The organism is Mesorhizobium sp. ISC25 (assembly GCF_042295465.1).
Taxonomy (GTDB): Bacteria; Pseudomonadota; Alphaproteobacteria; order Rhizobiales; family Rhizobiaceae; genus Mesorhizobium.
This window is the reverse complement of record NZ_CP135442.1, coordinates 135,811-160,058: the sequence shown is the minus strand read 5'-3', so window position 1 is coordinate 160,058 and position 24,248 is coordinate 135,811. Positions and strand designations below refer to the sequence as shown.

General features: G+C 60.8%; 23 protein-coding genes and 1 pseudogene. 18 read left to right on the top strand and 6 right to left on the bottom strand.

Features of this window, described 5'->3' with window-relative positions; genetic code table 11:
* Positions 1-51: 51 nt before the first annotated feature.
* The 3 genes from RQ479_RS32690 (at position 52) to RQ479_RS32680 (ending at position 4,195) form a co-directional block, all read left to right on the top strand.
* Positions 52-948: an ABC transporter substrate-binding protein gene (locus tag RQ479_RS32690; RefSeq protein ID WP_376706335.1), complete on the top strand. Its 897-nt coding sequence runs from the start codon at positions 52-54 to the stop codon at positions 946-948.
* Between the two features lie 284 nt (positions 949-1,232).
* The gene (locus RQ479_RS32685; RefSeq protein ID WP_376706095.1) at positions 1,233-2,090 is read left to right on the top strand and encodes an ATP-binding cassette domain-containing protein; all 858 of its coding nucleotides are present in this window, start codon (positions 1,233-1,235) and stop codon (positions 2,088-2,090) included.
* A gap of 2 nt (positions 2,091-2,092) precedes the next feature.
* Entirely contained in the window at positions 2,093-4,195 is a 2,103-nt protein-coding gene (locus RQ479_RS32680) for an ABC transporter permease (RefSeq protein ID WP_376706334.1), read from the top strand.
* Between the two features lie 51 nt (positions 4,196-4,246).
* On the opposite strand, the gene RQ479_RS32675 is transcribed toward RQ479_RS32680, so the two are convergent.
* From RQ479_RS32675 to ltnD, 4 genes and pseudogenes are all read right to left on the bottom strand, one after another.
* Positions 4,247-5,002: an SDR family NAD(P)-dependent oxidoreductase gene (locus RQ479_RS32675; RefSeq protein WP_376706094.1), complete on the bottom strand. Its 756-nt coding sequence runs from the start codon at positions 5,000-5,002 to the stop codon at positions 4,247-4,249.
* A 99-nt stretch (positions 5,003-5,101) separates the two neighbouring features.
* Complete coding sequence (gene otnK, locus RQ479_RS32670) at positions 5,102-6,367, bottom strand: 3-oxo-tetronate kinase (RefSeq protein ID WP_376706093.1); 1,266 nt, start codon at positions 6,365-6,367, stop codon at positions 5,102-5,104.
* Positions 6,364-7,145 (bottom strand): annotated as a pseudogene (otnI, locus tag RQ479_RS32665) (2-oxo-tetronate isomerase). Before otnI ends, otnK begins: the two are co-directional and overlap by 4 nt.
* A 13-nt stretch (positions 7,146-7,158) precedes the next feature.
* The gene (gene ltnD, locus RQ479_RS32660; protein WP_376706092.1) at positions 7,159-8,088 is read right to left on the bottom strand and encodes an L-threonate dehydrogenase; all 930 of its coding nucleotides are present in this window, start codon (positions 8,086-8,088) and stop codon (positions 7,159-7,161) included.
* Between the two features lie 157 nt (positions 8,089-8,245).
* Between ltnD and RQ479_RS32655 the strand changes: the two genes are divergently transcribed.
* The 15 genes from RQ479_RS32655 (at position 8,246) to RQ479_RS32585 (ending at position 22,174) form a co-directional block, all read left to right on the top strand.
* Positions 8,246-8,914 (top strand): aldolase, encoded by a 669-nt coding sequence (locus RQ479_RS32655; RefSeq protein ID WP_376706333.1) that lies wholly within the window; start codon positions 8,246-8,248, stop codon positions 8,912-8,914.
* Between the two features lie 94 nt (positions 8,915-9,008).
* Positions 9,009-9,518, top strand: a complete 510-nt coding sequence (locus tag RQ479_RS32650; protein WP_376706091.1) for a flavin reductase family protein — start codon at positions 9,009-9,011, stop codon at positions 9,516-9,518.
* A gap of 52 nt (positions 9,519-9,570) precedes the next feature.
* Positions 9,571-10,662 (top strand): LLM class flavin-dependent oxidoreductase, encoded by a 1,092-nt coding sequence (locus RQ479_RS32645; protein ID WP_376706090.1) that lies wholly within the window; start codon positions 9,571-9,573, stop codon positions 10,660-10,662.
* A gap of 58 nt (positions 10,663-10,720) precedes the next feature.
* Entirely contained in the window at positions 10,721-11,545 is an 825-nt protein-coding gene (locus tag RQ479_RS32640; RefSeq protein WP_376706089.1) for a transporter substrate-binding domain-containing protein, read from the top strand.
* 56 nt (positions 11,546-11,601) lie between these two features.
* Entirely contained in the window at positions 11,602-12,264 is a 663-nt protein-coding gene (locus RQ479_RS32635) for an amino acid ABC transporter permease (protein ID WP_376706088.1), read from the top strand.
* A 2-nt stretch (positions 12,265-12,266) separates the two neighbouring features.
* A complete protein-coding gene (locus tag RQ479_RS32630) occupies positions 12,267-12,923 on the top strand; it encodes an amino acid ABC transporter permease (protein WP_376706322.1) in 657 nt (218 codons plus the stop codon).
* Complete coding sequence (locus RQ479_RS32625; protein WP_376706321.1) at positions 12,920-13,678, top strand: amino acid ABC transporter ATP-binding protein; 759 nt, start codon at positions 12,920-12,922, stop codon at positions 13,676-13,678. The genes RQ479_RS32630 and RQ479_RS32625 overlap by 4 nt, the downstream gene beginning before the upstream one ends.
* A 137-nt stretch (positions 13,679-13,815) precedes the next feature.
* On the top strand, positions 13,816-14,577 hold the full coding sequence (locus RQ479_RS32620) for an SDR family NAD(P)-dependent oxidoreductase (RefSeq protein WP_376706320.1): 762 nt from the start codon (positions 13,816-13,818) through the stop codon (positions 14,575-14,577).
* A 6-nt stretch (positions 14,578-14,583) separates the two neighbouring features.
* Positions 14,584-15,015: a RidA family protein gene (locus RQ479_RS32615; protein WP_376706319.1), complete on the top strand. Its 432-nt coding sequence runs from the start codon at positions 14,584-14,586 to the stop codon at positions 15,013-15,015.
* Positions 15,016-15,164: 149 nt separating this feature from the next.
* Positions 15,165-15,920: a GntR family transcriptional regulator gene (locus RQ479_RS32610; RefSeq protein ID WP_376706318.1), complete on the top strand. Its 756-nt coding sequence runs from the start codon at positions 15,165-15,167 to the stop codon at positions 15,918-15,920.
* A 227-nt stretch (positions 15,921-16,147) separates the two neighbouring features.
* Positions 16,148-17,023 (top strand): MurR/RpiR family transcriptional regulator, encoded by an 876-nt coding sequence (locus tag RQ479_RS32605; RefSeq protein ID WP_376706332.1) that lies wholly within the window; start codon positions 16,148-16,150, stop codon positions 17,021-17,023.
* Between the two features lie 264 nt (positions 17,024-17,287).
* Positions 17,288-18,364 carry a sugar ABC transporter substrate-binding protein gene (locus RQ479_RS32600; RefSeq protein WP_376706317.1) on the top strand — a complete coding sequence of 359 codons (1,077 nt, stop codon included), beginning with the start codon at positions 17,288-17,290 and terminating at the stop codon, positions 18,362-18,364.
* A 61-nt stretch (positions 18,365-18,425) separates the two neighbouring features.
* On the top strand, positions 18,426-19,241 hold the full coding sequence (locus tag RQ479_RS32595; protein ID WP_376706316.1) for an ATP-binding cassette domain-containing protein: 816 nt from the start codon (positions 18,426-18,428) through the stop codon (positions 19,239-19,241).
* 39 nt (positions 19,242-19,280) lie between these two features.
* Positions 19,281-20,483, top strand: a complete 1,203-nt coding sequence (locus RQ479_RS32590; RefSeq protein WP_376706315.1) for a sugar ABC transporter permease — start codon at positions 19,281-19,283, stop codon at positions 20,481-20,483.
* Positions 20,484-20,623: 140 nt separating this feature from the next.
* Positions 20,624-22,174, top strand: a complete 1,551-nt coding sequence (locus RQ479_RS32585) for a tannase/feruloyl esterase family alpha/beta hydrolase (protein ID WP_376706314.1) — start codon at positions 20,624-20,626, stop codon at positions 22,172-22,174.
* Positions 22,175-22,248: 74 nt separating this feature from the next.
* On the opposite strand, the gene RQ479_RS32580 is transcribed toward RQ479_RS32585, so the two are convergent.
* Positions 22,249-23,208 (bottom strand): sugar phosphate isomerase/epimerase family protein, encoded by a 960-nt coding sequence (locus RQ479_RS32580; RefSeq protein WP_376706313.1) that lies wholly within the window; start codon positions 23,206-23,208, stop codon positions 22,249-22,251.
* Between the two features lie 11 nt (positions 23,209-23,219).
* Positions 23,220-24,230 carry a Gfo/Idh/MocA family oxidoreductase gene (locus tag RQ479_RS32575; protein ID WP_376706312.1) on the bottom strand — a complete coding sequence of 337 codons (1,011 nt, stop codon included), beginning with the start codon at positions 24,228-24,230 and terminating at the stop codon, positions 23,220-23,222.
* Positions 24,231-24,248 lie beyond the last annotated feature (18 nt).

The window sequence follows — 24,248 nt, the reverse complement described above, 5'->3', positions numbered from 1 at the left end:
GAAATGTCCAAGTCGAGGTTTTTCAAGTTCACCTCAGGCTCGCTCGTGGCGATGCTCGTCGCAATGGGATCCGGGGCGGCACGAGCCGCCGACATGGGGGCCAAGGACGAGCCCATCAAGCTCGTGATGGCCGAATGGACTGGCCAGCACGTGACCACACATATCGTCGGGACCCTTCTGCAGCGCATGGGTTACAAGATCGAGTATGTGACCGCGGGCGGCTATCCGCAGTTCACCGGCCTCGCTGATGGCACGCTCGACGTGACGCTCGAGATCTGGATGAACAATGTGGGCGACATCTTTCCGAAGGTACTGAAGGAGGGGAAGGTGGAAGACATTGGCCAGCTCGGCCTGGAGACAAAGGAGGGCTGGGTCTATCCCAAATACATGACGGATGTCTGCCCCGGCCTGCCGGACTGGACCGCGCTCACCAAGCCCGGCTGTGTCCAGGCACTGACGTCGCCGGACACCTTCCCGAACGGCCGTCTGCTCGACTACCCGGCCGACTGGGGTTCCCGCTCCGCGCAGATCATCAAGGACAACAACCTGCCCCTGACTACTGTGCCGGGCGGGTCCGAAGGCGCGATGGTCGCGGAGCTGGAATCCGCGGTGGCGGCCAAGAAGCCCCTGCTCATGATGTTCTGGGCGCCGCACTATGTCTTCGCGGAAGCCGATATGGGATGGGTCGCGATGCCGCCCTGCAAATCACAGGACAACGATCACTGCATCAATCCTCCCGAGGTCCACAAGGTGGTATGGTCGGGCTTCAAGGACAAATGGCCGGCGGCCTATGAATTCCTGAAGGCGTTCCGGGAGGACGCGGCCACCCAGCAGCAGATGATCTTGGCGATCGACAGGAAGGGCCAGGACATCGACACGGTCGTCAACGCCTGGATCGACCAGCATCAGGCGGTCTGGCAGCCCTGGGTGCAGGAGGCAACGCGCTGATGCGAGAACCGCTCGGCCGCCCGACGTCGGCGGTAACCCCGACACTGACACTTGTAAGAGGGGGAGCCAGCGCCATGATCAAGGCGGAACCGGACCGGCCCGTGAAGCTGTCCTGCCGAAGCCTGTGGAAGGTCTACGGCGCTCATGCCGAACACCTCGTCCGAAAAGGGGAACTCCTTTCCGGCGACCCGAGCACTGTAAGCGATCGGCTCAGGCGGGACGGTCAAATCCCGGCGGTGATCGATGCCAGCTTCGATGTCCTTGTCGGCGAGATTTTCGTCGTCATGGGCCTGTCCGGCTCGGGGAAATCGACACTGCTGCGCTGTCTCTCGCGTCTGATCGAGTCCAGTTATGGCCAGGTGCTCCTGGACGGTGAGGACCTGCTTGCCGCCAGCCCGCGGCGGCTGATCCAGCTACGCCGCAGCAGCATGGGCATGGTGTTCCAGCACTTCGGGCTGCTGCCGCATCTGAGCGTCCTCGACAATGTGGCCTTTCCGCTCCGCGTCCAGGGATGTTCCATCGGTGAGCGCTATGCGAGGGCGAGGGAAATGATTGCGCTGGTCGGCCTCGAAGGTCGCGAGACGTCTTTTCCGCATCAGCTCTCCGGCGGCCAGCAGCAGCGCGTGGGGATCGCACGCTCGCTGGCGGTCGGGCCGGGGCTCTGGTTTCTCGACGAACCGTTCTCCGCGCTCGATCCGCTGATCCGGCGGCAGATGCAGGACGAGTTTCTGAGGCTCCAGAAGAAGCTCGGCAAGACCATCGTCTTCGTCACCCACGACATCCAGGAAGCCTTCCGCCTGGCGGACCGGATCGCCATCATGCGCCAGGGCGAAATCATCCAGATCGGTCGGCCAACCGATATCCTGCGCGATCCGGTCGACGACTACGTGGCGCAGTTTGTCGAAGACATATCGCTGCTTCGCGCGGTCCATGCGGCCGACATCGCCGTTCGGAGCGGCGGCGACTGCGGCCCGTGCATGGAGACTGTGCTGGACACGGTGTACGTGGAGGAACTCGTGGCCAAGGTCGCCACCGGCATCACCGGATTCCGCGTGGTCAATGCAGCGGGAAAAATTGTCGGGACGATCGATCGCCAAACAGTATTGCAGATCCTTGAACGAGACAGGGAACGGCGGCATTGAGCGTGCTCGACACAGCCGCGCCGCGGCGGTTGCACTGGGATGCAGGCCTGTCGATCTGGATGGCGGTGGGATTCTTTACGATGCTTTGCCTGGCGCTACGCGACGTCCTCCCTTGGCTCGCCACCTATCCCTCCGACTGGGTCGCGCCGATAGCACAATGGGTGGACGCCTGGAGCGCTGTCATCACCGACCTGGTTCGGCCGTTATTTCGCGGCATCTCCTGGCTTCTCAAATGGCCGATGGTGGGAGTGCAGACTGCCCTGCAATGGCTTCCCTGGCCGATGACGATGCTCGTGGTCGGCGTTGTCGCACTGCGTGCCGGCGGCTATCGCCTCGCCGCCTTTTCGATCTTCACGCTCGGCTACCTCCTGGTGACCAAATATTGGCCCCAGAGCATGAACACCATGGCACTCGTCCTGTTGGCCATTCCAATCTCCGTCTTCGTAGGTTTTGCTATCGGCGTCCTTGCCTTTCAGGTGAAGCAGGCGCGGGCGGCCATCAACGTCGCGCTCGACGTGATGCAGACAATGCCCGCCTTCGCCTATCTGATCCCGTTGCTGCTGCTGTTCGGATTCGGCCCGGTGGTCGGGCTGATCGCCAGCGCCGTCTATGCCATCCCTTTCATGGTGAAGAATACGATACTGGGCCTCGAGCGTGTCCCGAGCGACATTGCCGAGGCCGGCGTGATGAGTGGCTGCACGCCACGCCAGCGCTTCTGGCTGGTGGATGTGCCGACGGCGGCACCTCAGCTCCTGGTTGGGATCAATCAGACGACGATGGCCGCGTTCAGCATCATGATCATCGCCTCCATAATCGGCGGCTTCGCGGATATCGGCTGGGAAGTCCTTTCCTCGATGCGCGCGGCCGCATTCGGCCAGAGCCTGCTCGCCGGCGGCGCCATTGCGCTTCTCGCCATGGTCATGGACCGGATCACGCTCGGCCTGGCCGGGCACGGTGGCGCCGCACAACATCCGGCCTGGCTCACCAGCCGGCGTATGTGGAGCGTCATCGCCAGTGCACTGATCTGCGCGTGGCTCATCCGGCTGAGCGGCATCGCCGTCACGCTCCCCTTTGCTTCCACGCCGGGCCTGATCGACGCCGATGCCGTCAATCATTGGGTTCTGGGCCTCGTTGCGCGCTTTGACGGCCCGATCGAGACCTTCAAGAACGAGGTTCTCTACTACTTTATCCTGCCGCTTCGGATTGGCATGATCCGCGCTGTAACGCCGCTCTCCTGGGGCATTGCCTTAACCCCAACGGTGATCGCCATTTACGTGGCATCGGTAGCCGTCATCGCCTATGGCCTCGCGCTGCGATTTGGCTGGCGCCCGGCATTTGCTGTAGTCGTTGCGGCGCTCTATTTCTTCTTCGGATTTTCCACCTTCCCCTGGCCCGCCACGATCGCGCTGATCGTCACCCTGGCCTGGCGATGCGCTGGTCGCGCAGTTGCGCTGTTCTCGCTCTCAAGCTGCATCTTCATCCTTTTGACGGGACTCTGGGAGCCCTTCATGCAGTCGGCTTATCTCTGCGGCCTGGCGGTGCTGCTGTGTTTGGCGATCGGTGGGGCCCTCGGCATCTGGGCGGCACACAGCGACACCGTTTCTCGGGTGCTGCGGCCCGTGCAGGACGCGCTACAGACGATACCTCAGTTCGTCTTCCTCATTCCGGTTTTGATGTTTTTCAAGGTGGGGGAACTCACAGCACTGATCGCAATCATGCTCTACGCGATCGTGCCGCCGATCCGTTACACCGAGCATGGCATCCGCAGCGTGCGCGTCGATTGCATCGAGGCGGGCCGGCAATGTGGCTGCACGCCCGCGCAACTGCTGTTCCAGGTCAAGCTGCCCCTCGCCATGCCGAATGTGATGCTCGGCCTCAATCAGACCATCATGGCCGCCTTGTCCATGGTGGTGGTCGCGGCCCTGGTCGGGACCAAGGATCTCGGTCAACAGGTCTACATCGCGCTCGGCAATGCAAGCGCCGGGCTCGGTCTCACCTCCGGCTTGGCGATTGCACTGGTCGCCATGGTGGCTGATCGCATCATTCGCGGTTGGTATGATCGGCACCAGTCGGCCCGCGAAGGCCATCGATTGATCGAGTGTTAGATCGCGTCGCGCTGGACCCGCATGCCGGCGGCAACCGCGTCATCTGCGCGGCTACCGGGCGCTGTAGCCGCCGTCGGCCATTAGGATATGCCCAGTCACGAATGACGCGTTCGGACCAGCAAGATAGACAATGGCATCGGCGATTTCACTAGGTTCGGCCCAGCGGCCAATGGGATGGGCGCTCTTGATGGCGGCTTCGCCTGCGGCCGGGTCGTCAAGGCCCTCAAGGTAGCGAGTCAGGAACGGCGTATTGATTGATCCTGCTCCAACAGCGTTCACACGGATGCCTCGGGAAGCATAATCTACGGCCATCTGTCGTACCAGTTGAAGGAGGGCGCCTTTGGCTGCGCAATAGGCCGCCTGTTCCGGCAAGCCGACGACGCTTGAAATGGATCCCGTCGCAACGATCGAACCGTGGCCACGCGCGAGCATCGAAGGCAGCGCACGCCTTGACATCAGGAAGAAGGATTTGGCGTTTGCATTCATGACGCGGTCCCACTCATCCTCGCTGGTGTCGTGTGCGGACTTCGAAATGATGAAGCCGGCGTTGCTGATGAGCACGTCAACCGGACCGAACCGCTGCTCTGCCGTCGTGAATATATTCTCGACGTCGGCAGCCTTGGTGACATCAGCGGCAACCGCGACGACATGACCAGGTGAATCTCGCTCCAGTTCGGCGACGGCTGGGTTGAGATCCGTTGCGCATACCATTGCACCGTTTTCGATGAGAAGCGAAACCGCAGCCCGGCCCACACCCCCTGCCGCCCCTGACACGATGACGGTTTTGCCCTCAAAGCTCCTGGTCATGATGGTTCTCCGATCGTTGATGTTGGACTAAGCGTAAGCGGCCGGCTCGGGTCTCAGTTCGCTCACCGTTCTTGCAGGCGTCGTATCCTCTCTTCGTTTTCAAGCGAGCTTCGAAAGAGCTTCCGCAAAGAAGTTCACGTCGCCAAAATTGCCGGACTTCAGCGCCATCATCATGTCGCCTCCCGGATGTCCGATGGTGCGCAGCATCGGCACGCCAGGGGCAAGTTCATCACCGACCTCGAACGAGCCGATCGCCAGTTTGTCCACCACAGCGCCCGAGGTTTCGCCTCCAGCCACCACGAGCCGCCGAACGCCGGCACCGATGAGCCCGATGGCGATTTCCGCCAACGCGTTCTCGATCGTCTGCCCGGCCTCGTGCTTGCCGTGCTGCCGCTGGAGGGCTGCAACCGCATCGGGGCTGCCGGAGGACGCGATGAGCACTGGCCCAGCCGCGAGCTGTCGTCGAGCGAATTCAAGGGCCTCTTCGACGGCGCCGCCGCCGGACACAATGCGCTGCGCATCAAGGCGCAGCACGGGCATATGTCTTTCGGCGGCATCGATCTGCTCCAGTGTCCGGGCAGAACAGCTGCCGGCAATGACCGCCGATCGGCCACCGACAGCAGCAAGGTTAGCCATTGATCCCTGCGCCGGGCGTGCGGCCAGAGCCGCCCTTGCGAGTCCGTAGCCAAGTCCGGACGCACCCGACGAAACGGCTCCGCCGAACGCCAACTGGCCGAGGACATCGAGATCGCTATCCCAGATGGCGTCGGCGATGATCGATTTCCTCTGGCCAGGCATGGCAGCGATCTTCGCTCTGCAGCTTTCCAGGCCAAGCGCGACCGTCTGGCAGTCGAGACTGTGAACAGCGTGCTTGGATTGCCTTGCAAGAACACGTGTAAGATTGGCGTCGTGCATCGGGTTCAAAGGGTGATGCCGCAAGGCGCTTTCGTTGAGCGGGACATCGTTGACGAACAAATGCCCCTTGTAGACGGTGCGCCCGGTTTCCGGGAACGCCGGCGTGACCACAGTCCACTCCTGTCCAGCCCGCTCCATCAACGCATCAGTGACCGGACCGATATTGCCTGCGTCGGTCGAATCGAAGGTCGAGCAGATCTTATACATGACGTGGCGGGCGCCGATCCGCCGGAGGAATTCCTCGGCAGCGAGCGCTCTTGCGACCGCATCGACAGCCGGCACGGAACGGATTTTCAGCGAGACCACAAGCGCATCCACGGTTTCGAACAGGCTGTCATCGACCGGGATCCCTATGGTCTGGACGGTTCGAAGGCCGCATTTACGCCACGTGTTTGCAAGATCGGATGCCCCGGTGTAGTCGTCGGCTATAGCTGCGAGAACAACCGTCACTGCCAGCGTCTCCTATACGGCGCAAACCAGCCAAGACCGGTTTCTGTCGAACCTGCCGGCTGATACTCGCAGCCGACGAAACCGGAATAGCTGCTCGCTTCGAGCTGCTCGAAGAAGTACTGATAGTTGACCTCTCCGGTGTCCGGCTCATGGCGCGCGGGCACGCCGGCGACCTGGACATGTCCGATGATCGGCTGCAGACGGCGGAAGCTCTCGGTGATGTCGCCATGCATGATCTGTCGATGGAAAACGTCGAACTGAAGTCTGACGTTCGCAGGTCCAATTCCTCGATAAACGCCGCGGCGCGCGCAAAGTCGTTCAGGAAATAACCGGGCATGCTGCGGCTGTTGATAGGTTCCAACAGAAGGTTCAAGCCTCGGGCAGCCAGCTTGGATGCAGCGAGGTCGACAGCGCGCCTGTAGCTTCTCATCGCATCGGCGTCGGACAGGCCCGTAAGGCCGGCCATCATGTGGAGGGAGCGCACGCCAGTCGCTTGGGCGTAGTCCAGCGCCTTGTCGACGCCTGACTGGAACTCTTCGAAGCGATGCGGCAAGGCAGCGATGCCGCGTTCGCCCGCAGCCCAGTCTCCGGGAGGAAGATTGAACAAGGCCAGTTCGAGCTCGCATGCCCTCAGTCGGCTGCCGACGGTTTCAGGTGCGAATTCATAGGGGAACAGGAATTCCACGGCTCCGAAGCCGGCTTCCGCGGCCGCCTCGAAGCGGTCGAGGAACGACCATTCCGTGAACATCATGGTGAGGTTGGCGGCGAAGCGTATCATGCGGCGAGATCGATCATGATGCCGCCTTGGTCGAGGGCAGCGATACGCCCGATAGCGCGGCGTAGGTGCGCGCAACCGAAGCGTCGTCGTCGCGTCCCATGCCTGCGCCCGCGGTGGCGAGATACATCTGGAGGGCAGCTGCGGCGAGCGGCACGGGATACCGTTCGGCCCGAGCAATATCCTCGAGGATGCCCAGATCCTTGACGAATATCTCAACCGAACTCAGCGGCCTGTAATCACCATCAAGGATGTGCGGGACACGGTTCTCGAACATCCAGGAATTGCCCGCGGAGGCGGTTATGACCTCGTAGACGGTGGAGAGGTCCAAGCCGAGCTTTGACGCGAGCACCATGGCCTCGCAGGCGGCCGCGATATGGATTCCTGCCAAATGCTGGTTGATCATCTTCACCGAAGCACCGATGCCGGGCTCATCGCCCAGGCGGTAGACCTTCGTTGCTATTGCGTCCAGGACATGCCGAACTTGGTCGAACGCAATTGGGCTACCCGACGCCATGATCGTCAGGGCGCCGCTCGCAGCTTTTGCCGCACCGCCCGAGATCGGGGCGTCGAGATAGAGGATGTCGCGCTCCGCAAGGCGCGACGACAGGCGTTTTGCCTCCGTTGGCGCCATTGTCGCTGATGAAATGAATACGGAACCCGGCGCCATCATCGGAAACACGCCGCCGTCGCCAAAGAGCACCGCGTCGGTCTGCGCGCTGTTCACGACGACGCAAAGGACGACGCTCGCATTGGTGGCCGCGTCGCCGGGCGAGGTGGCAATCCGTGCGCCGGTGGCTGCCAACTTTTCCCTCGCTGTCGCAGACGGATCGTAGCCGACGACAGAATGTCCGCATCGCACGAGCGAATTCGCCATGCCGAACCCCATCGAGCCTAAGCCGATGACGGCGACGTTTGATTTTTCCGCGCTTTCGTCAGCAGACATTCCGATCCGACCTCTTGCTTTCCCTTCATCTATAATGCAGATTATCTACAATCTGCAACGGGTCGCCGCCGTACTTTTCGAGATTTCCAGGTCGACGTCCGCGGCACATTCAGTGCGTTGGCCCTATGCCAAGCTTCCAAAATCTCGGGTGACAGGGATGCGTGAGACGAAGCTCCGGGAACAGATTGTCCGCTTCGGTAGATCGCTGTTCGATCGCGGACTCACGCCCGGTTCGTCGGGAAACATCTCGGTTCAGCTCGATGAAGGCGGCTGGCTCGTTACCCCGACAAACGCCTCGCTCGGATTTCTCGATCCGGCGTCCATTTCCCGCCTTGATGCAAATGGCAATCTGGTCTCGGGCGACAAGCCGACGAAGGAGATTCCGCTGCATTCCGCGCTCTACGACACGGTCAAAGGATCTCGGGCTGTCGTGCATCTGCATTCGACGCACTCGGTCGCCGTCACGATGCTTCCCGAGATCGATCCGAAGTCGGTGCTGCCGCCGATGACGCCGTACTACCTCATGCGCGCCGGCCGAACGGCGCTGGTGCCGTATTTCAGACCGGGCGACCCGGCGGTCGCCGGGGCCATCAAAGGATTGGCCGGCAAATATACATCGGTCCTGCTGGCAAACCATGGACCAGTCGTGGCCGGCAAGGACCTCGAGGGTGCTGTCTTTGCGATCGAGGAGCTCGAGGAGACAGCAAAGCTTTACCTTCTGCTTCATGGTCTCAACCCTCGGTATCTGTCTCAGGACCAAGTCGCGGATCTGGCCAGACAATTCCCGCTTCCCGGGCCGGACGGGGCACACGGCGACCACCAATAGGCAAGGCAATTTCGTATGGGTCAAATCGCCCAAAAAATACGTTGACGGATTGTAGATAATCTGCAATCTTAGAGCTGGGAACAAGGAAGCAAAAATGCTCTCGCAGGACCTGAGTACCGAGCATTTCCGGCAATCAATGCGGCGCGTGGCGTCCACGGTCTGCGTGATCTCGTGCAGGCACGATGGGCGCCGATATGGCATCACCGTCACGTCGGTCACGCCGCTCAGCTTCGCTCCCATTTCGATCCTTGCCTGCGTCAACCGCAACTCGTCGATCAACGTGCCGCTCAAGGAAGAGGGGCAATACTGCATCAACGTGCTTCGGGCCTCGCAAGCCGACATATCCAACTCTTTCAGCGGCGGACGGCCAGCCGAGAGGCGTTTCGATATTGGCGAGTGGAGCGAGAAGGACGGCATCCCCTACCTGGCAAGCGCCCAGGCGAACCTGTTCTGCGAAATGGATCAGGCGATATCCTATGCCACGCACGACATCATCATCGGACGGGTCGCAGGGGTGGCATTTGCCTCCGATGTCGACCCGCTGATCTACCAGAACGGCGCCTACGCGCTGACTTCACCCATGGTCCTGCAGAAGGCTGGATAGGACTGTTTGCCAACGTCGACAGCCGTCGCCGAGGGATCTTAGGAGCAAATGAATGCAGCTTGGTCTTTTTAACCTGATGACACTTCGCGATCATCCCGACGGCGCACCGGGCGTGATGCGCGACACGCGCAAGATGGTGGAGACCGCCGATGAGCTCGGCTTCGACGTTGCGTGGTTCGCCGAGCACCACTTCGCCAACTATTCGAGCTCTCCGTCGCCGCTGATGATGTGCTCCTACGCGGCCGGATGGACCAAAAAGATCAAGCTAGGCCCGGGCGTTATCGTGCTGCCGCTCTACAATCCGCTTCGTGTCGCCCAGGAGATCGCGGTCGCCGATACACAGACCGAAGGCCGCCTCGTCATCGGCATGGGTACCGGCTATCAGCGCTATGAGTTCGATCGCTACAATGTCGTGCTGGACGACAGGGTCGACGTTTTCCTTGAGTATTGGGACGTCATCGAAAAGGCGCTCGTCGATGGCGAGGTCGAGTACAACGGAAAGTACATTTCCCTCCCCAAGACCCACTTTGCGATCAGCACCCAGCAGAAGCCTCTGCCGCCGATCTTTGTGACCTCCTCCCACCCCAAGCTCCTAGAACGCTTCAAGAAGTGGAAGGCGGTCCCTTTCCTTGCCGCCAGCACGCTCGGATCGCCCGTGCTCTACAAGATGGTCGATGGACTCAACGACGCCTGGACGTCCATCGGCGAGCAGCCTTCGACCAAGCCCTTGGCGATCATGCAGTACCTGGCCATAACAGACAGCCGCAGCGAGGCATTGGCCGTGGCGGAGCGTGCCCGATACGTGGGGCGTATGGCGCACTATCTGCGCCAGGCCTCACCGCCGTTGGACGACAACAGCTACATCAGCAACCAGGCGTACGAAGGCGAGTACACGCTCGACCAATATGCCGACAACATGGTGGTGGGCGATCCGCACACCGTTGCCGAGAAGATGGTTGCGGACATCAAACGTCTCAATCCAAGCAACTACACCTGCAACTTCTCCTTTGGCTGCATGCCAATCGAGTTGGCGCATCGCTCGATTGTTCGATTCAAGAACGAAGTCGTGCCGCTGATCGAGAAGGAAGTGGGACCTATCGAAGCTCTCGGCGTGACACCCGGGCTGGCGAGAAAGGCGAGTTGAGCGGCCTCACAAATGCTCAGCCAACAACTTGGTCTGTAACAAAGAAAAGGGGAATGAGATGAAAATGGTTATGAGGGCTCTGCTGGCCACGGCAGTCGCCACATTCACGCTGGCTGGTCAGGCGCATGCCGACTCCGCGCTCGACACGATCATCAAGAACAAAAAGCTGCGTTGTGGCATCATGCTGGACAGTCCGCCTGCCGGCTTCCGCGACTCGAACAACGAGCCCGACGGCTATGACGTGACGTACTGTAAGGACATGGCAAAGTCGCTTGGCGCAGAACCGGAAATCATCGAGACGCCGTCGCCGGATCGTATCCCGGCACTGGTTTCGAACCGCATCGACGTCCTTATCGCCTCGACTACGCCGACCCCGGCACGTGCGCTGACCGTGGCGTTTACCCAGCCATACACCAATAACGTCATGGCAGTCGTGACCCGCAAGGACACCGGCATCGCCAAATATTCCGACCTGGCATCCAAGAAGCTTGGTGGTGTCGTCGGCACCACGCCTGAGCAACTCTTCAAGGATGAGCTGGGCAAGGGCTGGCAGGGCACGGGCGCGACCTACACCGGCTTTGCGAGCGATGCGGAAACCTTCCTGGCTCTGCAGCAGGGCAAGATCGACGCCATCGTGATCAATGTCGCCGTCTTCAACTCGCTATCGCAAAGTGGTCAGTTCCCGGAGTTCGTGATGGCCGGACTTGCCCCTCTCGCCGACTTCGGATCGATTGCCGTCAAACGTGACGACCAGCAATTCCTCAACTGGGCGCGCGTTTTCGTGTTCACTCAGGTTTCGAATGGGCGTTGGGCCGAGGTGTACCACAAGTACTACGGTAATGGTCCGTTGCCGCCGCTGACAGCTGAAGGCATCAACTTCTAACCACAGGGCTCATGCCGGCAGGAAAGCCCTGCCGGCATGAGCATGGGATGATTGGCATGAACGGCTATCAGTTCTACTGGTCCATCGTCTGGGATTCACTGCCCCTGCTGCTGGCCGGAGCCTGGGTGACGATCCAGATCACCGTCCTTGCCTTCATCATCGGCACACTAATTGCCATGCCGATGGCCGTCGCGCGCCAGCAGGGCGAGGGATGGGCCTACCGCTTTTCGACCTGGTGGGTGGAGCTGTCGCGCAACACGCCCGCCGTCTTTCAGCTTTATCTCTTTTATTTCGGGCTGGGTGCCTTCCACATCAACATCCCCAGCTACGCCGCCGTCCTCATCTCCGTTTCCTTCAACAACGCAGGCTACATGACGGAAATTTTCAGGGGTGGCCTCAACGCCATCCCCCCACAGCAGATGTCAGCTTCGCGCTCACTCGGCATGACCAGCCCGCAGAGCCTTATCCATGTGATCTTTCCGCAGATGTTCAAGGTGATCTTCCTTGCCTATGTCACACAAGGCATCTGGGGAATGCTGAACACCTCGCTTGGCATGCTGGTCGGACTGCAGGAGCTCTCGGGCGCCACACAGTACGCGCAGTCGGCATCCTTCCGGACATTCGAGTTCTTTCTGGTTACGGCGCTGATCTATTACCTCATCGCCAAAGGACTGCAGTTCACGTCCCAAATAGCCTTTCGGCTCATATACAGGAGCTAGGGATGCAGTTTTCCTTCGCAAACCAAGGCCTCGCCTGGTCGGATGCCTATTTCCTGGCTCAGGGGCTGCTCAACACCGTCAGGCTGGCCGCCGCGGCAACCCTTGCCGGCACCCTTGCCGGCATCGTCCTTGGCTGGTTGCGCACCGTCTCCGTGACCGTGAGGGTCGCCACGGCTCCCTTCATCGACATCCTGCGCAGCGTGCCGATGATCATCCAGCTGATCCTTGCCAACAGCTTTCTGTCGATCCTGGGCTTCGGCACCTCACCCTTTTGGTTCGGTACCGTCGCGCTCGGTGCCTGGATGTCGGCTGTAACTGCCGAGGTGGTCCGGGCGGGCCTCCTCTCGGTCCCGGTTCAATACCGCAAGAGCGCTCGCTCACTCGGCATGAACGGCTACCAGGAGCTTTTGTACATATCCATGCCGCTCGCATTCAGGACGGCCCTGACTCCGTGGATCGGCCTCGTTCTCAGCCTGATCAAGGACAGCGCTCTTGCGGGCGTGGTCGGTTACATCGAATATATGCGTTCCACCCAAATACTCATCACCAGGACACATGAGACCTGGCTGCTGCTGATGGGGGCCGGGCTTTTCTATTTCCTTATCTGCTATCCTGTTTCCCGGTACAGCCGGCACCTCGAAAGAAAGGTCCGCGTATGATCCGCATCAGCAACGTCCAGAAGGCCTTCGGATCGGTGACGGTGCTCAAGGGCATCGATCTGACGATCGAAAAGGGCGAGCTCGTCTGCCTCATAGGCGCGAGCGGGTCGGGAAAATCAACGCTCCTGCAATGCATCAACGGGCTCGAACCGATCCAGGGCGGCGAGATCCTCGTCGACGGCATCAGCGTCCACGATCCGAAGACGGATATCAACAAGTTGCGCTGCAAGCTGGGCATCGTGTTCCAGCAATACAACGCCTTCCCACACCTCACGGCGCTGGAAAATGTCGCGCTAGCACCCCGGGTGGTCGCAAAGCGCAGCCGCGCGGAGGCGCGCGCACTTGCGCGGAAGCACCTCGAGCATGTGGGGCTCGGCGACAAGGGCGGCAGCTTGCCATCTCAGCTCTCAGGCGGCCAGCAGCAGCGTCTCGCCATCGCCCGAGCGCTTGCGATGGAGCCGAGCTACATGCTCTTCGACGAGGTCACCTCCGCACTCGATCCCGAACTTGTCGGCGAAGTGCTTGAGACCATGCGTCTCCTGAAGAGCGAAGGCATGACGATGGTGGTTGTCACACACGATATCAATTTCGCCCGGGAATCGGCGGACCGTGTGGCCTTTCTCTGCCAGGGCGAAGTCTGTGAAATCGGCACGGCCGAAGAGGTGATCGACCATCCCCGCAAAGAACAGACACAGAAGTTCCTGCGACGCGAGAAGCGCACGCCCCTTGAAATCGTCAGAAGCTCAGTCGCCTAGAGCAATTCCAGGAAAAGTGTGAACGGTTTTCCGTCCGGAATTGCGTCAAAACAAAGAGTTAGGGCGGTTCGCCGTTTCCGTGAAACGGTGAACTGCTCTAGCGAATTCCATCCAAACGCAGCATCGAAGGGTAACTCATGATCTCGTTCAATCTCGCGGGAAAGACAGCGCTCGTCACCGGGGGCGCGTCGGGCATCGGCCTCGAAACCGCGCGCATGATGGCCAAGGCCGGTGCCAAGGTCGCGATCAACTATCTGCCGACGGACCAGCGGGGCGAGGCTGCTCTCGCTGAGCTCCAAAAGAAGGGGCTCGACGTCATCGGTGCTCCAGGCGATGTCGGCGATGCCGGGCAGGCCAAGGCAATGGTGCTCGAGGCGGTGGCGAAGCTCGGCCGTCTCGACCTGCTCGTCAACAACGCGGGAATACCGGGCGTGAAGATCCCTGTCCCGATCAACGACCTGGACGGGATAACGGAGGAGCTTTGGGCAAGTCTGCTGAACGTCAACCTGATGAGCGTTTTCAGGTGCTCGAAGGCCGCGGCGCCTGCTCTCAAGGCGGCCAAAGGTTCAATCGTGAACACTGCTTCCATCGCCGGCTTCGGCGCCGTCGCCAGCACCATCGCCTATAGCGGCTCCAAGGCTGCCGTTATCAACCTGACGAAGAACCTGGCGCGTGCGCTCGCTCCCGATGTGCGTGTCAATGCTGTGGCGCCCGGCGTCGTCGAAAGTTCGTGGGCGATCGAATGGTCGGAGGAGCGTCGTCAAAGCACCCTCGCCAGCACACCTCTGAAGAAAGTCTGCACCACGGCGGATGTCGCGGAGCTGATCGTCTTCCTCGGTTTCGCCGGCGCGCTGATCACCGGCCAGACGGTGGCGATCGACGGCGGCATCTCGATCTGATCAGCAATGGAGAACCGCATGGGACTCGTGAAACTCAAATCCGGCAGCATCCTTGAAGAGAAGGAAGGCTACTCGCGGATCGTCGCCCTCGACAACTGGATCTTCATGTCCCTGACCGCAGGGCGCGACTACAAAACCCGTGCGATGCCGGTGACGGCGATCGAGCAGGCAAGGCGGGCGATGAAGAACGTCGAAGGCGCGCTTAAGGCGGTCGGCAGCAGCCTTGCGGATGTGGTGCGGCGGCGCATCTTCATTCCGCGCCAGGAAGACGTCCCGGAAGTCATGGCCTATATGGGCGAGAAGTTCGGGGGCATCGATCCAGCAAGCTGCGTCAGCTGCGGCCTGCTGGGCGGACCAGAGTATCTCTTCGAAATCGAGATTACTGCGTATCGTGGTGCTGGCGCCCTTCCGGTGAAGAACGTGTCGATCTCGCTCTAACTGAAAGTCAGGCGAGACAGACCGTTTTCCACTTGTTCCGTAGGGATAGCTTAGTGGGAGGCTTCTCATTGGATAATTGCATTCGTATATAGTCTACATTCCGAATGCCCGTGCAGCCGATCTCCTGCTGTCGCCTTAGGAGGATCTTGATGCGACACGCAAATGAAAAAGGCGCCATTCTGGCTCCCATGACGCAAATGGAAAGCACGCAGTTCGCTGCGGAGCAAATCCGGAACGCGATCATTGCCGGGCACTTCCAGCCCGGCGACCGGCTCGTCGAGCAACAGCTTACCGACATGTTGAACGTCTCCCGGCATCCGGTCCGCGAAGCGTTGCGCCTGCTTGCTCGCGAAGGGTTCGTCGAGATCAAGCGGAACAAGGGAGCATCTGTCAGGGCGGTGGACGCAGACAGCGTCATCGAAGTCTACAATATCCGGATGGCCCTGGGAAAAATTGCCCTGGACCATCTGCTCGCGGAACCAGGTAGCCTGGCCTCAGCTGACATCAAGCGCCTTGAAAAATTAGCTGAGAATGCCGTCAAATTCGCAAATCTCGATAGCCAGGCCGAGACCGTTCGCAACGATCTTGAGTTCCAGCAGGCGATCATCGATGCGACGGGATTGCAGCGGACCATCCGCTACTTTTCCGAGCTGACCGCAGATGTGAGGCGCTTCAACCAACAACTGGGGGTCGTTTATACCGACCGAAAGGGCGACGCCGAGAAGTATGTCGTCAAGCTACTCGAAAGCTTGCGCGACGGAGATATCCGCACTGCGCAGGAGATCTGGCGAGCCAAGTTCTCGAAGGCTCTTGAGCGCTACCTTTCGCTGATTGCCGACAGTGAATCAGATGGAGCGAGCCGCAACAGCGTCGGGGTGAAGGCCAGTCGACCCTCAAGGCGGTAGCAAGGCACGGCCTCGGGCGAAGCATCGCGCGTTGGCCCTCCCGATCCTGGCATCTAGGGTATGAGGCGGCTCGGGCTTATTCGCCGCCACCGGCGTCGAGCTAGGCAGACCTGCCAATTTTGATCTGAGCTGCACGCGCTTTTGCTTCAACAATGTTGCAACTGATTTCACTGGCGGAATCGACGCAGACGCGTCATTGTGCAATGAATATTGCGAAAGAGTGCAACATGAAACCGACCACTGAAGCGCCGCGTGATTATGAGGAGCTGATCCGGCTCATCCACGATCGCTACGATGAAATGAGCAAATCCTACCAGAAGATCGCGCTCTATCTCACTCAGAATCCTAACGATGTCGCTGTCAGGTCGGTGAATGCGATTGGGGATAGCAGCGGAGTACATGCTTCGAGCTTCGTGCGCTTTGCGCAGGCGCTCGGCTATGAAGGCTTCAAGGAACTCCAGTCCCTTTTTCAGAAGCGTCTGTCGACCGCCGCACCCGGCTTCGAGGCCCGTATCAAGGCGCTGGAAGGCGAATTGGGAGCGCGAACAGATCGTAGCGAAGTCGGATTCATGCGCGACCTCGTGGTCCGCGACATCGCCTCGCTGCAGGATATGCTGACGCAGATACCGCCCGAGGACCTGGCCAAGGCCGTGACCCTTCTCGAAAAAGCCGACGCGATCTATCTGATCGGGCAGTTGCGATCGACGCCTGTGGTCGAACTTCTCCGCTATATCCTGACGATGTTGGGCAAACGTTGCGTGCTGCTTGATCCGGGCGGCGGATTGGCCACGCATATGGCGCGCATGATCCGCAAGACCGATGTCTTGTTTGCCGTGTCCTTTCGCTTCTACGCCAATGAAGTCGTCAATGTCGTGGAAGAGGCGGCGCGCAGCGAAGTTCCGATCATTGCCATTTCCGACAGCACGCTGTCTCCGCTGGCCAAGAGCGCCAATGTTCTCTTCGCGGTACCGGAGCATGAATATACCTTTTCCCGTTCACTTGCTGCCCCGATGTGCCTCGCCCAGGCGCTGACGGTTGCACTCGCGGCGCGACTGCAAAACAACGCGGTCAGTCCGCGCATACCGACCGTCACCGGGCAGTAGCGGTTCCCCGAGGCCAACCGGACCTCCCATGTTGGCCATTCCGATTGCGGCCAAGGCTCCCAGGTGCACTCGTGTGCACATGTCGCAATAGAAATTGCGCATTTTGCAAGGCGCAACAATTTCATTGTCGCATCGTTGACACATTGTTCGTTGCGGAATATTTATATCTTGCAATTTTCGTTGCAGTCCATCCTCAGCCCGGCCCGGGAGATGTCCGGCGCCGTTGTGAGGAGGGGCGAACCGAGTGTTCCATGGGAGGAAACTATGAAGCGACTTCTGACTGCATTTCTAGCGGCGACTGCGATGGCCGGCGCCTTGGCGACGGCACATGCTCAAGATGCCAAGAAAGTGTTCTTTCTGCTGCCGAACACCACGACAATCCGCTTTACCAGTCGGGACGCGCCGTTCTTTGTCGCGGCGATGAAGGAGAAGGCGCCGAACGCTCAGGTGACCGTGCAGAATGGCGAAGGGGATCCGGCGCGGCAGCAGCGGCTGGTCGAAGACGCCATCACCCAGGGCGCCAGCGTGATCGTGCTTGCGGCAACGGACGCCAACCTCGCCGCTGGCAGTCTCAAAGCCGCAGCCGACGCGAAGGTGCCGGTGGTCCTTTATGATCACGATGCGGTCGGCGGCAAGGCCGAAGCGCACGTCGTCTTCGACTCGCTGTCGGTTGGCCAAGCGCAGGGCAAGCGAGCCGCTGAGCTGATCAGCGCGATGAAGAAGTCGCCGGTCAAGGTTGCGCGCGTGAAGGGCAATGAGGGCGAATACGGTACGGGCCAGTATGAAAAGGGCCAGAACGAATTTCTTCAGCCGTTGATCGATTCCGGCAAGGTGAAGGTCGTCTGCGAACAGTACACGCAGAACTGGGATCCGGCGCTGGCTCAATCCTTCGCCGAGGACTGCCTGACACGCAATGGTGGTGATGTCGATGTCTTCCTCGGCATGAACGACGGTACGACCGGCGGCTCGGTTGCCGCTCTGATCAGCCAGGGAGCCAAGCCTGGCGACAAGCTGGTGACCGGCGGACAGGATGCGACCGTCGAGGCGCTCCGGTACGTCGCGCAGGGATGGCAGGACAACTCCGTGCTCAAGGATCTCAAGGTTGAAGCGACCTATGCGGCGGACGTCGTGGCGTCGATTCTGGATGGCAAGGGCGTGCCAAAGGATCTGATCAATGGCAAGGTGAACAACAAGTTCATGGATGTGCCGGCGGTCTTCCTGCCGGTGAAGAACATCACCCTGGACAATCTCTCGGACGTCGTCACCGCTGGCGTCTGGACCTGGCCAGAAATCTGCAAGGGCATCGAAGACACCGAAGTCTGCAAGAAAAACAACAAATAGCGAGATCGACCGAAGGACAGCGGTACTCGCTGTCCTTCGGTCACCTGATGGGAGGAGCCTGATGGTCAAAGCGGCAGCAACCCGCGGCGGCGCCGATATTCATGCGGCGAACCAATCCACGCCGCTTATATCGATGCGCAACATCCGTAAATCGTTCGGGTCGGTCCATGCCCTTCTGGGGGCTTCCGTGGACGTCCATGCCGGCGAGGTGGTTGCCCTGGTTGGCGACAACGGCGCCGGCAAGTCCACGCTCGTCAAGATCATGGCCGGCGTGTTCGGCTTCGACTCCGGTGAGTACAGCATCGAAGGCCAACCGGCGAAGATCGCCAGCCCTGCCGACGCCACCGCCCTTGGGATCCAGACCGTCTATCAGGATCTCGCGCTCTGCAACAATCTGGACGCCGTGCAGAACCTGTTTCTCGGGCGCGAGCTGACCGGCCCGGCATGGTTCGGCCGACGGATCCGTCGCGCCGAATGCGAAGTTCGTGCCCGCGAGGTGCTGACGCGCATGCGACTTGGCCAGCTGTCGCTGACGCGTCCGGTCGGAGCAATGTCCGGCGGACAGCGACAGAACATAGCCATCGCACGTTCCATCTTGTGGACGCCGAAGGTCGTCATATTCGACGAGCCGACAGCCGCGCTCAGCCACTCCGCGGCCGAACAGGTCTCGGCCCTGGTCCGCACGCTGGCCAACGATGGGCTCGGTATCGTCGTGGTCAGCCACGACATCCACAATTTCGTCGTTAACGCCACGGACCGCATCGAGGTCATGCGCCTGGGCGCGAACGTCGCGAGTTTCAAATCGAGTGAAGTGACAGGCGAGCAAGTGGTCAACGCGATGGTCGGTGGCAACGAGGCAGTCAACCTCGCTGGCTGAGCCCCGTCGGGCGAAAAGTATCAGAAGGATACGTCAAAAATGGCAAACTCGGCCGCCGCTTCCGGTGACGTCAAACGCCGCACCATCGGCGAAGTGCTCAACAGCGACATGCGTGCACTGCCCGTCATAATCGGGCTCGTGGCGCTATGGGTGTTCTTCGCGCTCCAGAGCAATGTCTTCCTGACACCGCAGAACCTGTCGAATCTGCTCGTCCAGAGCACGGTTGTGGGCATCATGGCGATCGGTCTGATGTTCGTGCTGCTGGTCAAGGAAATCGATTTGTCGGTCGCGGCGATCAACGGCGTGACATCAGTCCTGATGGCCAAGCTGGTCGTCGACTACGGCGTTTCGCCATGGCAGGCAGTGGCGGTCGCAATCGTCATGGGTGCTGCTATCGGCAGCTTTTCGGCGCGTTGGGTCACGTTTGTGGGCGTACCGTCCTTCGTGGTGACGCTGGGGCTCGGTCTGGCCCTCAATGGCTTGCAACTTGTCCTTTTGCCGCCGACCGCCCGCTACGGGTTGATGGGAACCGGTATCGACAAGATCGCCGAGACCAAGATTTCCGGGATCACTTCATGGGCCGCGCTGGTGATCGGGCTCGTCGCGTTTGCCGCTCTGGTCCTGTCAGGCATCGCTCGTAGAAAACGTGCCGGTCTGGAAGCTTCCCTGTTCAGCCGATTTGTGCTGCCGCTCGGCGCGGCCGCGATTTTTGGCGCCATCGTCGTGACGATCCTCAACGCACATCAGGGCATACCGGTCGTGGTGCTGATCTTTGCGATCCTGCTCGGGATAGGCGGATATATCCTCAAGGAAACCCGGTTCGGCCTCTACCTTTATGCGGTCGGCAACAATGACGAGGCCGCGCGCCGGGCCGGCGTCAAGGTTGCGCGTATCAAGATGGCGGCCTTCGCCATTGCCGGCGGAATCGCAGCGTTGGCTGGCGTACTGGGCGCATCGCGGGCGCTGGGCGTTGGGGTCTTCTCCGGTGGCGGGGTAGGGGGCGGCACATTGCTTCTGGAATCGATTGCCGCCACCGTCATTGGCGGCGTCAGCCTGTTCGGCGGCCGCGGCTCCATTCACGCGGCCCTGTTGGGCGCGCTGGTCATCGGAACAGTCCAGAACGGGCTCAACCTGATGGGCGTCGAGAACTACGTTCGCCTCATCGTGACGGGACTGCTTCTCGTGCTGGCCGTATCGATCGACAAGCTGATCGAAAAGGCCATGGGTCAGCAGAATTTCTGATTTGCTTTGGGTTCAAACCCCAAGCACGCTGAAACGATCGGTGGAAACTGGAAGGTCGTAATCGCCTGCAAACCTGGGCTGCTGTGAAAATCCGGTATTGCTTCAGCGGAGGTGCTCGATCCGTCATGCGATGGTCAAGGATGTGGCAAGTCGTCGGTGTCGGCCTGCTGGTGATGGCACTTCCGTTTGCCGCGCAGGCAGCCTCACCCGTCGTGTCCTGCGACGAACTGGCCAAGCTGGCGCTGCCAGACGCGATGGTCACGGCCGCGGAGCTGGTGGCTGCAGGCCAGTACCAGATGCCAGACGACCCGCTTTCGCAGATCATGAACCAGCCAGGGATGAACGTGGCCGGCCACACCAAGGAAGCGCCCAACCCCGCGTTCTGCCGCGTGGCGGCCACTCTGAAACCCAGCAGCGATTCAGCCATCAGGGTAGAGGTCTGGCTGCCGGTGGCTGGCTGGAACGGCAAGTTCCTTGGCGTCGGCAATTTCGGCTGGGCCGGATCTATCATGGTGTCGGGCATGGTGAGCGGGCTTGTGGAGGGATATGCCACCGCAAGCACCGACACCGGGCATGACAGCGCCACCCCGGAAGGCCAGGGCGGACGCTTCGCGCTCGGCCACCCCGAGAAGCTGATCGACTATGCGTATCGCGCCGATCACCTGATGACAGTCGCGGCCAAGGCGATCATCAAGTCCTTTTACGCCACGGGCCCCGTCCGGTCCTACTGGATCGGCTGCTCGCTCGGCGGACTCGAAGGGTTGATCGAAGCCAAGCGGTATCCCGACGACTATGACGGCATCGTCGTCGGCGCGCCGCCCAATCCGATCGTCAATTTCAATGCCGAGCAGCTCTGGGCCGGCTGGATCAGCGACCGCAATCCGGACATGCAGATCCCCAAGCCCAAATTCGCCATGGTGAACGATGCCGTGATGAAGCAATGCGCCTCGCCGATTGGTCTCAAGCAGGGCTTCGTCGACGAGCCCGACAAATGTGCATTCCAGCCAAGGCAGTTGCTGTGCATAGGCGCCGACGGCCCGGACTGCCTGACTGCACCGCAAGTCCGCATGCTGGAACAGATCTATATCGGCCCGGCCAATCCGCGCAACGGCGAGCTCATCTTTCCGGGACCGGCGAAAGGCGGCGAGGCCGGCTTCGCAGCGGATGGCAAGCCGTTTCCAGTAGCGTTGGACCTGTTCAAGTACGCGGCCTTCGAGAACCCGGACTGGGACTGGACGACGCTGGATTGGGACAAGGATATAGCGACGGCCGCCGCCAAGGTCGGCCCGCTGATGCATGTCGATGCCGACCTGACGCCTTTCATGGCTCGCGGCGGCAAGCTGATCTTCTACATCGGCTGGAACGACGGACATAACCCGGAGGAACTGATCGGTTATTACCAGGCGGTGCTGCGCAATGCGGGTCCGGAGGCTAGCGCCTTCGGCCGCCTGTTCACCATCCCCGGGATGGGACACTGCCTTGGCGCCGCGGCATGCGATACTTTCAACAAGCTCGGCACGATCGATCGATGGGTCGAACATGGCGAGGCGCCGGAGCGCATTCTTGCATCCAAGGTCAGCGATGGGATCGTCATGCGGACCCGGCCGCTGTGCGCCTATCCTCAGGTCGCCCGTTACCAGGGCGCTGGAGACATCAATGACGCGGAGAACTTTCTCTGCTCCGGCGAATAGCCGATGCGAGCTGCTTGCCTTTCCCGCTCATGCCTTGAGATCGAATGCTGCCATCGTCGCTCCGCGTGCAGCGATCAAATCGCCTGTGGCTTGAAATCGCTCGGAGCTACGGGCGCCACGCCTTTGAGCAGGGCGACGGATTTTTCCAACCCTTCGAGGCTGTTGAGCAAAACGTCTTCATGTTCGATTGAAAGCCAGCCGTCATAGCCCGCCATTGTCAGCCGGTAGCAGAATTGCCGCCACCATTCCTCGCTATGGCCGAAGCCAAGGGTGATGTAGGACCAGCTGCGGGCAGAGATATTCACCAGAGAGCCGTTTTCCAAAAGCGAGGTCCTGGCCTGCACCGGCGCGTTGAGCATCGTGTCCTTGGCATGGACATGATAGACGGCCTCACCTAGCGCTTCGGCCGCAACGAGTGGATCCGCGCCCATCCAGAACAGATGCGACGGGTCGAGATTTGCGCCGATGACCGGACCGATGGCCGTTCGCAGCTTGAGGAGCGACGGAACATTGTAGACACACTGGTTTCCGTGAAGCTCCAGCGCAATGCGTTCGACGCCGCATTCCCTGGCAAGTTTCGCAATCTCCGTCCAGAAAGGCAAAAGCTTCTCATCCCACTGGTAGCGTAGGATCTCTTGCGTCTCCGGCGGCCAGGAGGAGACCACCCAGTTTGGCATGAGGTCATCCTTGCGTCCTGCCGGCAGGCCGGACATCGTGCAGATGGTCTTGATCCCCATCTCGCCGGCGATGCGGATCGTGTCCTTCAGGCAGTCGGCTTGCTCTGGCTGGGTTGGATGCAGCGGATTGCCGTTGGCGTTGAGCGCAATGATTTCGAGGCCGTGGCTTTCGAAGGCTTTGGCGAAGCTCCGGCGCGCGTCCGCGCTTGCCTTCATCGTCTTCAGGTCGAAATGGGGCGCAGTCGACCAACCGCCCGTGTTCACCTCGACCCCAGAGACGCCAAGGCGTGCGGCATGGTCGAGAAGTGCATGGAAAGCCATGCCGCCAAGGCTGTCGGAAACGAAGCCCAGTTTCATCTCTCTATCCTCTACCGGTCATAGAGGGACGGCTTTTCCGCCCTCGCTATGGTGACACGCCGACCCTCCCTAAGGGCCTTGGCACCGGCTTCGGCGACCAGAGCCGTGCAGTAGCCGTCCCAAACGTCCGCGGCGACCGCCGGAAATTCCCCTGTGCGAACGAAGTGAAGGAAAGCCTTGTCCTGGTGCCGGTAGGCTTCGGCAAAACGCGGGCGCCAATCCGATGCATAGCGCTCGAAGGCCATGAGAGCGCCGTTTTGCCGCGTTGCGGCAGGTACATTCAGAAAGATCGATCCCTTTTCGCCGACAAGTTCGCCGCGCACGTCGTAGCCATAGGCGGCGTTGTTGTTGATCTCGATGTTGACGAGCTGACCCTTGTCTGTTTCGAGAACCATGAAGACCGGTGCGCCAGTCTTCGATGCGTCGACGCCTCCCGGCTGGAAAACCGAGATTGCCGTATGATCGGCGCCCAGAACGAAGCGCGCGACGTCGAATTCATGCGGGGCGGAATTGGTGATCGCCATCTGGCCGGTGAAGTTCGCCGGCGCTTCCACGTTCCGGTGGAAGTTATGCATCATGATCGCCCGCCCAAGCGAGCCGTCGTCGAGCGCCGCCTTCATGTCGCGATAGGCCGGATCGAAGCGGCGCATGAAACCAAGCTGGACGAACCGTCGGCCGCGCGACACTTCCGCCTCGATCACAGCCAGGCACTCCTTCGAGTTCTGCGACAACGGCTTTTCGCAGAGTACCGGCTTTTCGGCCTCGATCGCTGCGAGCGACAGCGGTGCGTGGGTGTCGTCGGGGCTGGCAATAAGCACGGCGTCAACGTCGCTACGCCGGATGGTCTCCACGGGGTCCGTGGAGGCATCGGTCGCGCCATAGGCCTCTGCCACCTTTCGAGCCCGCTCCGGTGAGGCGTCGCATACGACCTGAAGGCTGGCGCCCGCCAGGTCTTCGGCGACAATCCGGGCATGGTCGGCGCCCATGATGCCTGCGCCGATGATTGCTATTCTGATCGACATCTATTGCCTTATTTTCTG